General features: G+C 67.1%; 10 protein-coding genes. 5 read left to right on the top strand and 5 right to left on the bottom strand.

Going from position 1 to position 10,974, the window contains the following annotated elements; translation table 11 throughout:
- Positions 1–292: 292 nt before the first annotated feature.
- Genes RM96_RS24265 through RM96_RS24255 form a run of 3 tightly spaced genes read right to left on the bottom strand, consistent with a single transcriptional unit; the run spans position 293 to position 3,484 of the window.
- The gene (locus RM96_RS24265) at positions 293–1,306 is read right to left on the bottom strand and encodes a tripartite tricarboxylate transporter substrate binding protein (protein ID WP_052279718.1); all 1,014 of its coding nucleotides are present in this window, start codon (positions 1,304–1,306) and stop codon (positions 293–295) included.
- A gap of 49 nt (positions 1,307–1,355) precedes the next feature.
- Positions 1,356–2,522 carry a CaiB/BaiF CoA transferase family protein gene (locus RM96_RS24260; protein WP_082016697.1) on the bottom strand — a complete coding sequence of 389 codons (1,167 nt, stop codon included), beginning with the start codon at positions 2,520–2,522 and terminating at the stop codon, positions 1,356–1,358.
- An 8-nt stretch (positions 2,523–2,530) separates the two neighbouring features.
- The gene (locus RM96_RS24255) at positions 2,531–3,484 is read right to left on the bottom strand and encodes a hydroxymethylglutaryl-CoA lyase (protein WP_039014277.1); all 954 of its coding nucleotides are present in this window, start codon (positions 3,482–3,484) and stop codon (positions 2,531–2,533) included.
- Positions 3,485–3,718: 234 nt separating this feature from the next.
- Here RM96_RS24255 and RM96_RS24250 point away from each other — a divergent pair, with 234 nt between their 5' ends.
- Both RM96_RS24250 and RM96_RS24245 read left to right on the top strand, forming a co-directional pair.
- Positions 3,719–4,687 (top strand): LysR family transcriptional regulator, encoded by a 969-nt coding sequence (locus RM96_RS24250; RefSeq protein ID WP_039014276.1) that lies wholly within the window; start codon positions 3,719–3,721, stop codon positions 4,685–4,687.
- A gap of 27 nt (positions 4,688–4,714) precedes the next feature.
- Positions 4,715–5,347 (top strand): LysE family translocator, encoded by a 633-nt coding sequence (locus tag RM96_RS24245; RefSeq protein WP_039014275.1) that lies wholly within the window; start codon positions 4,715–4,717, stop codon positions 5,345–5,347.
- A gap of 40 nt (positions 5,348–5,387) precedes the next feature.
- Here the strand turns inward: RM96_RS24245 and RM96_RS24240 are convergent, their stop codons facing one another.
- Together RM96_RS24240 and RM96_RS24235 are read right to left on the bottom strand one after the other, a co-directional pair.
- Entirely contained in the window at positions 5,388–5,861 is a 474-nt protein-coding gene (locus tag RM96_RS24240; RefSeq protein WP_039014274.1) for a hypothetical protein, read from the bottom strand.
- Positions 5,862–6,106: 245 nt separating this feature from the next.
- A complete protein-coding gene (locus RM96_RS24235; protein ID WP_082016696.1) occupies positions 6,107–7,213 on the bottom strand; it encodes a 4-hydroxyphenylpyruvate dioxygenase family protein in 1,107 nt (368 codons plus the stop codon).
- 296 nt (positions 7,214–7,509) lie between these two features.
- Here RM96_RS24235 and RM96_RS24230 point away from each other — a divergent pair, with 296 nt between their 5' ends.
- The 3 genes from RM96_RS24230 (at position 7,510) to RM96_RS24220 (ending at position 10,885) form a co-directional block, all read left to right on the top strand.
- Positions 7,510–8,343 (top strand): shikimate dehydrogenase family protein, encoded by an 834-nt coding sequence (locus RM96_RS24230; RefSeq protein ID WP_039014272.1) that lies wholly within the window; start codon positions 7,510–7,512, stop codon positions 8,341–8,343.
- A 104-nt stretch (positions 8,344–8,447) separates the two neighbouring features.
- Entirely contained in the window at positions 8,448–9,776 is a 1,329-nt protein-coding gene (locus tag RM96_RS24225) for an MFS transporter (RefSeq protein ID WP_039014271.1), read from the top strand.
- A gap of 47 nt (positions 9,777–9,823) precedes the next feature.
- Positions 9,824–10,885, top strand: a complete 1,062-nt coding sequence (locus tag RM96_RS24220; protein WP_039014270.1) for a porin — start codon at positions 9,824–9,826, stop codon at positions 10,883–10,885.
- Positions 10,886–10,974 lie beyond the last annotated feature (89 nt).

Raw genomic sequence — 10,974 nt, 5'->3', positions numbered from 1 at the left:
AGTCTGCAACCAGTCCTGCTCAAGCCGGCATGTTCGTCTTACCTTGCAAACCGGGGCGCGTTCATATAAGTAGGTCGCCCCTTCAGGGGCGAAACCTGAGGCCGTCGACCTACGACAGCGCCAACCCGCAGCCACCACCCTCACGCGCACCAGCAGCCGCCCCCCCCAAGCCTCCCCAATCGACGAGCCTGTTCGCCAAGCTGGTAAAGGGACATGGATGCTTCGGGTAAGGGGGGCCGCGTCCGGATGGTCTGGCGGCCCGACAGGAAAGCAGGGTCCGGGGGCGGGCTGCTTACTCGGCCTTCACGTTCGCCTTCTTCACCAGCGCGGCGTAGCGGCTGGCCTCGCTGCGGAAGAAGGTGGCTGCCGCTTCCGGCGTGCCGGGCTTGACCACCGTGGCCTGCTTTTTCATGGCTTCGACCACTTCCGGGCTGGTGAAGGCCTTGGCGAAGGCATCGTGCACGCGCTTGACCTCGGCGGGCTGCATGCCGGCCGGGCCGACCACGGCGAACCAGCCTTCCACGTTGTAGTTCGGCAGGCCCTGCTCGGCGATGGTGGGGATGTCAGGCGCGGCTGGCGAGCGCGTCGCGCCGCACAGGCCGATGGCGCGCAGCGTGCCGGCCTTGAGGTAGGGCTGCACCGCATTCAGCGCGACCACACCCATTTCCACCTGGCCCGCGAGCAGGTCGGTGACCATCGGGCCGGTGCCCTTGTAAGGAACGTGATGCGCCTTGACGCCGGCCTCGTCCAGGAACATTTCGCCTGCCAGATGGATGACGGTGCCGTTGCCGGACGATGCGTAGTTGTACGTATCGGGTTTGGCCTTCATCAGCGCGACCAGCTCCTTCACGTTCTTCGCCGGCACCTTCGGATTCACCACCAGCACCAGCGGCGTGGCGCCGATCACGCTGATCGGCGTGACATCCCTGATGGGGTCGAACGGCATCGATTTGAAAACGCTCGGGTTGATGACGTGGTTGTTCGAGACCAGCCCCAGCGTGGTCCCGTCCGGCGCCGCCTTGACCACCGCCGCGGCGCCGCTGATGCCGCCGGCGCCGGGCAGGTTTTCGATCACCACGGGCTTGCCCAGTGCCTTGCCCAGCGCCGGGCTGGCGGCGCGCGCAATGGTATCCACGCCGGAACCGGCGCTGATCGGCAGGATCAGCCGCACCGGCTTGCCGGAAGTGCCCTGGCTGAGCGCCGGCAGCGTCAGCAGCGCAAGGGTGGCGAGGGCCGCCGTACCGGCTTTCAGGAAGGTGCGGCGGTTGGCGCCGGCGGTCGGACGCGCGAGGCGTGAGGCATGCATGGTTGTCTCCGGTCTGTCTTTTATAGGTGCAACGTTCTGGTCCACTGAATCAGGGTGCGCTGGTCTTGCCCAGCCGCGCAAAGATCTCTTCGTTGTGTTCGCCGGCTTTCGGCAGCGGGCGGCGCACGCCGGGGCGGCGTCCGCCCATCAGCAGCGGCAACAGCACCGTCGGCGCGATCGAGCCGTCGTCCACCTCCATCGGCACCAGTCCGCCGCTGGCCTGCAGGTGCGGATCGTCCAGCAGCTGGTCGGGCCGCACGATCGGCGCGTACGGAATGCCGGCGGCTTCGAGCCTGGGCGCGAGATCTTGCGTGCGGTGGTGGCGCAGGATGTCGCCCAGGCGTTCCAGCAGCTCGGGGCGCACTGCCACGCGTTGCGCGTTGCTGGCGTATTGCGGCAGTGCGGCAAGTTCGGGGTGCTCCAGCACGTTGCACAGCGTGACGAACTGCTTGTCGCTGACCGCGCCGATAAAGAGCTGCTCGCCTTCGGCCAGCGTGAACACGTCGTACACACTCCACGCCGATACCCGCGAGGGCATCGGCGGCGGTGCTTCGCCGGTCATGGCGTATTGCTGCATATGCTGCGAGGCCAGGAAGACGCAGTTCTCGAACAGCGCGCTCTGGATTTCCTGACCCTTGCCGGTGCGGTCGCGTTCGCGCAGCGCGGCCAGCACGCCGATGGCGCCGAACATGCCGCCCATGATGTCGTTGACCGACGTGCCAGCGCGCAACGGACGGCCCTTGGGACCGGTCATGTAGGACAGGCCGCCCATCATCTGCACCACTTCGTCCAGCGCCAGCCGGTTCTCGTAAGGGCCGGGCAGGAAGCCCTTGTGCGAGACGTAGATCAGGTGCGGATACTGCTTCGCGAGCGTGGCGTAGTCCAGCCCGAGCTTCGCCATCAGGCCGGGGCGGAAGTTCTCCAGCAGCACATCGCTCTGTCCGGCGAGTTCGGCGGCGGCGGCGCGGCCCTCTTCGGTGGTGATATCGAGCACCACGCTCTTCTTGTTGCGATTGAAAGCGCGGAAAAAGCCGATGCCAAGGCCCGGCAGGTTGCGGGTCTTGTCGCCGCCGGGCGGTTCCACCTTGATGACTTCGGCGCCGAGGTCGGCCAGGATCATGCCGCAGGTCGGGCCCATGACCATGTGCGTGAATTCCACCACGCGGATGCCGGCGAGCGGCAGGGACTGGCTGTCGTTGGATATTACGTTGGACATGCTGGTTCTCAGGCAACAGCGGTGGAGGAAGAAGCGGCGGCGGGGTAGGTCTTCGGCAATCCGGCCCGCCACAGCGTGCCGTGCAGCGTCTCGCCCTGGAGCCACCCGGCCACGGTCTCGCGCAGGGCCAGCAGCGCGCCGATGTCGAGCCCGGTGTCGATGCCCATGCTGCCGAGCATATAGGCCAGGTCTTCGGTGGTTACATTGCCGCTCGCGCCGGGCGCGTGCGGGCAGCCGCCGATGCCGGCCAGGCAGGCATCGAAGCGCGTCACGCCCGCTTGCAGCGCCGCATGGACGTTGGCCAGGCCCAGGCCGCGCGTGTCGTGGAAGTGGCCGCACCAGAAGCGCTCGCCGGCAATCGCCACGGCACGTTCGAAGAGTTCGCTGACCATCGCCGGGTCGGCATAGCCGACCGTGTCGGCCAGGCTCACGCGATCGGCGCCGGCATCCAGCAGGGCCTGCATCAGGCGCAGGACTTCGTCGGGTTCGACCCGGCCCTGCAGCGTGCAGCCTAACGCCGTGCCCACGCCGCCTTCGATCAGCGTCTTCGATCCGGCGGCATCGCGCGCGGCGCGAATGCGCGCCACCTCGGCCACCACCTCGTCCGGCGTCTTGCGCAGGTTGGCCAGGCTGTGCGCGTGGCTGGCCGAGAGCGGCACGATCATCAGGTCGGCGCCGCTGGCGATGGCGCTTTCGGCGCCGCGCAGGTTGGGCACCAGCACGGAGACAAACAGTTCCGGAAAGCGCCTCGCATAGTCGACCAGTTCGGCGGTATCGGCCAGTTGCGGCAGCAGGCGCGCGGGCACAAAGGAGCCGACCTCGATCTCGCGCTGGCCGGCGGCATGGGCGGCACGGATCCATTCGCGCTTGTGTTCGGTCGGCAGGATGGTCTGGATGCTCTGCAGGCCATCGCGCAAGCCGACTTCGCGGATCACGGCGTGGGTGGGAAGGGAGGCGGTCATGTCAGGTGGGTGTGGAGTGCCCCGTGTGCCGGGTGGATGCCCAGACTCTATGCGTTTCTGAAGTGAAGCTACAGCGATCATTGGTGCATGCTTTCGTTCCGTTTCGGAAAGTCTCCGATGCGTGTGATGCCGGCGGCGCAGATGCAAGCCAGCCATTCCCGTCGAGCGGGTGCGGCGCTATGATCAGCCCATGCCATTCCATCCCGGAAAGGCTATTCAGGACCTGTTCCCCCGATGCGAGACCTTGACCTGACCACCCTGCGGCTCTTCGTGGCGGTGTGCGAAACCCAGAACATGGCCCGCGCCGGCGAGCAGGAGAACATCGTGGCGTCCGCCATCAGCAAGCGGCTTGCGCAGCTGGAGGACACGGTCGGCGCCACGCTGCTGGAGCGGCGCCGGCGCGGCGTCATTCCGACCGCGGCCGGCGAGATCGTGCTGGCGCACGCGCGTGCCATGCTTGCTGCCGCCGACCGCGTCTCCCGCGACATGGCCGACTACGGCGCCGGCGTGCGCGGGCAGGTTCGCCTGCTGGCTACCGTGTCGTCCATGGCGGAGTCATTGCCGGACGATATCGCCGCCTTCCTGCAGATGCCCGAGCACCGGGACATCCGGGTCACGGTGGAAGAAAGCCTCAGCAGCGAGGTGGTCCGCTCCCTGCGCGAGGGCTCCGCGCCGCTTGGCATCTGCTGGGATGCGGCCGACCTGGAGGGATTCGAGACCCGCCAATACCGCAGCGACCGGCTTGCCGTGGTGGTGCACGCCTCTCATCCGCTGGCGGCCGCGGCGCAATGCTCGTTCGAGGAGACGCTGTCCTTCGATTACGTCGGCATGCCGGCGCAGACCGCGGTCTACCTCATGCTGGCGCGCTACGCCGCGATCATCGGACGGCCAATCAAATACCGGGCGGTGGTGTCCACCTTCGATGCCGCCCTGCGCTGCGTGCGCGCGAACCTGGGCGTTGCCGTCGTGCCGCGGGAAATCGCGCAGCCCGTCGCCAGCACATTTGGCGTTTGCGTTGTACCCTTGAGCGACGCCTGGGCTCGCCGCCGTTTCGCCATCTGCTTCCGGGATGCGCAACTGCTGTCGCCCGCCGCGCGCCTGCTGGTCGAGCATCTCGAACGGCTGGCCGCCAGCGATCCCGAGCCTGATGCCCCTGCCGGACGCCCCGAAACCGTCGCCCGGAAGAGGCGCCGCGCACGCTGACCACATCGCTTTACCAAGGAACCTGACATGCTGAACTGGCACGATCTCGCCTTCTTCTCCCTGGCGGCACTGATCCTGGTGCTCACGCCCGGCCCTAACATGATCTATTGCGTATCGCGCGCGCTGTGCCAGGGTCGCGCCGCCGGCCTGATCTCGCTGGCTGGCGTGCTGCTGGGCTTTGTCGTCCACCTGATGGCGGCGTCGCTGGGGCTTACCGCACTGCTGATGGCGGTGCCGTTCGCGTTCGACGCGATCCGCCTGGCGGGGGCCGCATACCTGCTGTGGCTGGCATGGCAGGCCCTGCGCCCGGGCGGCATGGCGCCGTTCCAGGCCCGCGCGCTGCCGGCCGATCCGCCGCGCAAGCTGTTCAGCATGGGGTTCATCACCAACCTGCTGAACCCGAAGGTGGCGATGTTCTACCTGTCCTTCTTCCCGCAGTTCCTGCATCCGGAGAAGGGGTCGGTGCTGATGCAGAGCCTGCAGCTTGGCGCCGTGCAGATTGGCGTGAGCGGCGCGGTGAACTTCATGCTGGTGCTCGGCGCGGCAAGCATCACCGCCTTCCTGTCGCGCAGCGAAGGCTGGCTGCGTGCGCAGCGCTATGTGATGGGCAGCGTGCTGGGCGCACTGGCGTTCCGCATCGCGCTGACGGACAACAAGTAGCCGCTGGCACCCCCCGGGCTGCCAGCCGGCCAGCGCTCAGTCAGGCCTTCGCGCCATCACTGTAGACATCAAACTTGCGCGACGGCTCGGCCGACACGCCGCGGCGGTCCATGCCGGCGACGATGCGCGCGCCATCGCTGTACACATCGAACTTGCGCGACGGCTCGGCCGACACGCCGCGGCGGTCCATGCCGGCGACGATGCGCGCGCCGTCGGTGTAGACATCGAACTTGCGCGACGGCTCGGCCGATACGCCCTGGCGGTCCATGCCGGCGACGATGCGCGCGCCGCCGGTGTACACGTCGACCTGGCGGGTGCCTTCGCCGTAGGTGTCGAACTTGCCGGAGCGGGCGCCGTCGGTGAAGGCGTCGGGTTTGTCGGTGCGGAAGCTGTAGCCGTACTTGTCACCGGCGTGCGTGCTGTCGCGCGGGCCAGAGGCCTGGACGGCGCCGGCCAGGCAGGCGGTGGCAATAGCGGCGGCGGTGATGACGGCATGGGCGATCTTGGCGTGCATGGTGGTCTCCTTGGAAGGTAGGCCACTGCATCAGGCGAAATACGCTCCCCGTGATTTGCCTGATGCAGTGAGCCTGGGATGAACGACGGTTCCGACGTTCTCCCACCTATACGCACGTGCCATGCCACGCGGATGCAGCGCCCGGGGGTGCGCGGGCGCGCATAAATCCGCCGGAAAATGACGGGTTGCGGCCAACAGCGGACGCAAACGTTGGTGGCGCGCAGACACTCGCCTGCCTGCGAGATTCAGCTGGCGCCCGCCAGCGCTTCCAGCACCGCCAGGTTGCCCTCGCCAAAGCCGTGGTGGCCGTCGCGCTGGACGATCTCGAAGAAGAATTCACCCGCCTCGCGCTTCACGAACGCCTGCTGGAAACGCTCGCGTGTGCCGTCGTCGCGCACCGCGCCGTCGACCAGGATGCCGAAGCGTTGCAGCGCGGCAAGGTCCAGGCCATGGCCGGGCATGCGCGTGTCCACGGAATCGTAGTAGGGCGCCGGCGGCTGCACGAACTGCACGCCGTTGGCCGCCAGTGCCGCGGCGCTGGCCAGTATGTCGTCGGTGGCCAGCGCAATGTGCTGGATGCCCTCGCCGTGCTGGTCCGCCAGGTAGTGGCGCATCTGGTCGTGGCGCGGCGTCCCCTTCTCATACAGCGGAATGCGAATGCGCCCGCACGGCGACACCAGCGCGCGCGCCTCGCTGGCAACCTGCCAGCTCGCATCGATTTCGTGGATCTCCCGGAAGCCCAGCACCTTGCGGTAGAACTCCAGCCATTCCTCGAGATGGCCGGGCTCGACGGCCTGGGTCAGGTGATCGACACGCACGAGACCTGCGCCGGGCGGATCGGCGGCCTGCGGCAGCGGGCGGAAATCGACGTCGTAGATCGAGATGTCGCCCACGTCGCCCGGCCGTCCTTCCTTGCCGCGCCAGCGGTCGATGAAATAGAGGATGGACTGGCCGATGCCCTGGATGGCGGGAATATTGAGCTCCATCGGCCCCACCGTGCCGCCCTCGAACGGCCACGCGCCGGCTTCCAGCGCGCGGGCGAAGGCGGCCGCGGCATCGTTCACGCGGATGCCGATCGCGCAGATCGACAGGCCGTACTCGCTGGCGTAGCGCGTCGCAAAGGAGTCCGGCTCGGCATCGACGATGAAGTTCATCTCGCCCTGCCGGTACAGCTTCACCGACTTGTGGCGGTGGCGGGCAATGGCGGCAAAGCCGAAGCGTTCAAGGGTCAGGCCAAGGGCGGCCGGGTCGGGCGAGGCAAACTCGATGAACTCGTAGCCCTGGATGCCCAGCGGGTTGTCCCAGGGCTGGAAATTGTCCGCGCGCGGGGAAGAGACTTCTGCGGCGCTCATTGTCATTGCTCCTGTGGGGGTGGCGTGGGGGCGGTGCCGGAGACATGCGGCGTCGTTGGATCATAGCAATCCGTTCGCGCCGGGCCACCTCGTGGCAGCAATCGGCATCACCCCGTGGAAACCCGTACTGCGCGCCCTGATCGCGCATGTGCGTTCACTGATCGCGCAATATGCACCTTGCATCTCTTGGCTCGCCCGCATCCGGCCACTAATCTGCCGTCAACAACGCGCCCCGCCTTCCGTCAGAACCCTCTGCCGGCCGCCAGGCTCCAGTGCCCCCAGACCTCAGGAACATCATGATCAACGGCAAGACCACGCTCATTCCGCACCTTGGCTATCCCACGGAATCGTTCAAGGCGCCGATGATCTACAACCCCTGGTTCGCACAGCAGGGCATCGATGCGGTGGTGGTGCCAATGGGTGTGAAGCCCGACGACTTTCCCGGCGTATTCCACTCGCTGTTCCGCCTGACCAATATCCGCGGCGCGCTCGTGACCATGCCGCACAAGGTTGCCACCGTGGATCTGGTGGACGAGCTCACGCCGACTGCCCGCATCGCCGGCGCCTGTAACGCCGTGCTGCGGCGCGAAGATGGCACGCTGGTCGGCGACCAGTTCGACGGCGCCGGCTTTGTGCGCGGCATCCGGCGCAAGGGCTGCCGGCTGGAAGGCGCACGCGCCATCGTGTCCGGCTGTGGCGGGGTAGGCAGCGCGATCGCGGCGTCGCTGGCGGCCGCCGGCGTGGCGGAACTGGCGCTGTTCGATGCGCGCGAGGCCAGCTCGCGCGCGCTGGCCGGGCGGCTGGCCGAGCATTACCCCGCCCTGCGCGTGACGACCGGTTCGGCCGATCCGCATGGCTTCGACGTGGTGGTCAATGCCACCCCGCTGGGGATGAGTCCCGGCGATCCGCTCCCGTTCGACGTTTCGCGCATCGTCCCCGGGGCCATGGTGGGCGAGGTGGTGATGAAAACCGAATACACCCCCTTGCTCGAAGCCGCCATGGCCCGCGGCTGCAAGGTCCAGGTGGGCACCGACATGCTGTTCGAGATGATCCCGGCCTACCTGGAATTCTTTGGCTACGGCACCGCCACGCCCGACGCGCTGCGCGCGGTCGCGCAGATCCGGTACTGAGAGGAGGGCGCCCGCCCCGATCAACCGCCGAGCGGATGCCATCCCAAAAAGGCACGCCGGCAAGCAGGACAAGCATTTCTTATTCATTGGTGGAGACAGACAACATGACAACGACACACAAGGAGCTGCCGGCGGCTGCCACGCTCGGCAACTCGCCCGGCGACAAGATCCGCGCGGCCTTTGCCTTCGGCAAGGTGCGCTGGGGCATGCTGGCGCTGGTGTTCTTCGCGACCACGCTGAATTACATCGACCGTGCCGCGCTCGGCGTGCTCCAGCCCGTGCTGGCCAAGGCCATGGCCTGGACCGCGCAGGACTACGCCAATATCAACTTCTGGTTCCAGGTGGGCTACGCCATCGGCTTTGCGCTGCAAGGGCGATTCATCGACATGGTCGGCGTCAAGCGCGCCTTCGCCCTCGCCGTGCTGCTCTGGAGCATCGCCTGCGGCGCCCACGCCCTTGCGGCTTCCGCTGTCGGCTTCATGATCTGCCGTTTCTTCCTGGGCCTTTCCGAAGCGGCCAACTACCCCGCCTGCGTCAAGACCACGCGCATTTGGTTCCCGGCGAGCGAGCGCGCCATCGCCACCGGCATCTTCAACGCCGGCACCAATGTCGGCGCCATGCTTACCCCGATCATGTTGCCGCTGATCCTGCAGGCATGGGGCTGGCAAGCCGCCTTCATCGCCATTGCCGCTCTGGGCGCGATCTGGCTCGCGTTCTGGTACGCGCGTTACTACAACCCTGACGAGCACCCGACCGTCAGCGACGTTGAACTCGCCCACGTCACCCGCGACGTCGAGCCGGCCCCGCAGCGCATTCCATACTCCCGCATCCTGCGCATGCGCGGCACCTGGGCCTTCGCGCTGGCCTACGCCATCACCGCGCCGGTGTTCTGGTTCTACCTCTACTGGCTGCCGCCGTTCCTCAACCAGCAGTACCAGCTCGGCATCAGCGTCACGCAGATGGGCATTCCGCTGATCGTCATCTACCTGTCGGCCGACATCGGCAGCGTGGGCGGCGGCGCGCTTTCCTCGTGGCTGATCAGCCGCGGCATGCCGGCCGTGCGCGCCCGGTTGCTGTCGATGCTCATCTTCGCCGTGTGCATCACATCTATCGTCATGGCGGCCGGCGCCAGCAGCCTGTGGATGGCCGTGGCCGCGATCTCGGTCGCCATTGGTGCCCACCAGGCGTGGACCGCCAACATCTGGAGCATGGTGATGGATTACACGCCGAAGCACGTAGTCAGCTCGGTGTTCGGCTTCGGCGGGATGATCGGCGCGGTCGGCGGCATGTTCATGACGCAGCTCGTCGGCTACGTGCTCACGGTCACGCACAACAACTATGCGGTGCTGTTCACGATGATCCCCTGCGCCTACTTCATCGCGCTCGCCTGGCTCTTCTTCCTCGCCCCGCGCAAGGTGCCCGACGCTGCATGACCCGGGCGTTCGCCCACCTGACAACAACACACAGAGACAAAGCTCCGATGCAAAAACGACTGATTGCTCTGCTCGCGCTCGGCGCGGGCAGCCTGCCCGCTGTCGCCCAGACTTCCGGTGGTGTCACGCTCTACGGACTGCTCGACACGACCATCCGCTACAGCACCCATGAAGACGCCGCCGGCGACGGCCGCACGCAGATGACCGATGGCGTGCTCACCGGCAGCCGCTGGGGCCTGCGCGGCACCGAAGACATCGGTGGCGGCAACAAGGCCTGGTTCATCCTTGAGTCGGGCTTCTCGCCCGACACCGGCACCAGCCAGCAAGGTGGCCGGCTGTTCGGGCGCACGGCCGTGATCGGGCTTGACGGCGATTACGGCAAGCTGGCGCTCGGCCGCCAGTACACACTGGCCCACGAGTTGCTCTCTTCCTACGAATCGATGGCCTTTGCCAATAACTCCATCGTCGGCTATCAGGCCAACTACACCGGGCTGCGCTACGACAACACGATCAAGTACATCAAGAGCTTCGGCGGGGTGCAGGCCGCCGCCGCCTACACCTTCGGCGAGGTGCCCGGCAGCATCAAGAGCGGCTCGGCTGCCGCCGGTTCGCTGGTCTACAGCTCAGGGCCGCTGGAAATCGGCGCCGTCTACCAGCAGACGCAGAACGTGACCACGGCGTTCTTCGGCGCCGTACCCGCGGCGCAGGCCAGCAAGCAGACGGTGTGGGGGCTGGGCGGTACGTGGAAAGCCGCGCGGGCGCAGTATTACCTCGGCTACACCAACAACCGGCTCGATGTGGCCGACTATCGCAACAACGTCGGCTACGTGGGTACGCGCTTCAACCTGACCGACGCGCTTGCGTTCATCGGCACGTTCCAGTACGACTGGCTGCGCCACGCGGGGCAGGGCGGCAAGCGGCTCACCACCGCCGGCATGCTCGACTACAACTTCAGCAAACGCACGGATGTCTATGTGGAGGTCGACTACACCCATCTGCAAGGCCAGTGGATCGCGCTGAACAGCTCGCCGGCTTTCGTCAACAGCGGGAATACCTATGGAAACGCCACACGCCTCGGCGTGATGGCGGGGGTGCGGCACAAGTTCTGAGTGCGCCGGGAGACCGGTAAGGAGTAGGTGGTGGTGCGCCAGGCAAAGCTGGCGCGATCCAGTCGGTGCAAGTCCGACGCAGGTAGGGG

Origin of the sequence: Cupriavidus sp. IDO (genome assembly GCF_000812465.1) — a bacterium.
GTDB lineage: Bacteria > Pseudomonadota > Gammaproteobacteria > Burkholderiales > Burkholderiaceae > Cupriavidus.
The sequence above is the reverse complement of the archived record's forward strand: the minus strand, read 5'-3'. Positions and strand labels throughout refer to the sequence as shown.

Coding starts and splice junctions, on each gene's coding strand:
- RM96_RS24265 (WP_052279718.1), bottom strand. CDS start 1,306: ATGCATGCCTCACGCCTCGCGCGTCCGACCGCCGGCGCCAACCGCCGC.
- RM96_RS24260 (WP_082016697.1), bottom strand. CDS start 2,522: ATGTCCAACGTAATATCCAACGACAGCCAGTCCCTGCCGCTCGCCGGC.
- RM96_RS24255 (WP_039014277.1), bottom strand. CDS start 3,484: ATGACCGCCTCCCTTCCCACCCACGCCGTGATCCGCGAAGTCGGCTTG.
- RM96_RS24250 (WP_039014276.1), top strand. CDS start 3,719: ATGCGAGACCTTGACCTGACCACCCTGCGGCTCTTCGTGGCGGTGTGC.
- RM96_RS24245 (WP_039014275.1), top strand. CDS start 4,715: ATGCTGAACTGGCACGATCTCGCCTTCTTCTCCCTGGCGGCACTGATC.
- RM96_RS24240 (WP_039014274.1), bottom strand. CDS start 5,861: ATGCACGCCAAGATCGCCCATGCCGTCATCACCGCCGCCGCTATTGCC.
- RM96_RS24235 (WP_082016696.1), bottom strand. CDS start 7,213: ATGAGCGCCGCAGAAGTCTCTTCCCCGCGCGCGGACAATTTCCAGCCC.
- RM96_RS24230 (WP_039014272.1), top strand. CDS start 7,510: ATGATCAACGGCAAGACCACGCTCATTCCGCACCTTGGCTATCCCACG.
- RM96_RS24225 (WP_039014271.1), top strand. CDS start 8,448: ATGACAACGACACACAAGGAGCTGCCGGCGGCTGCCACGCTCGGCAAC.
- RM96_RS24220 (WP_039014270.1), top strand. CDS start 9,824: ATGCAAAAACGACTGATTGCTCTGCTCGCGCTCGGCGCGGGCAGCCTG.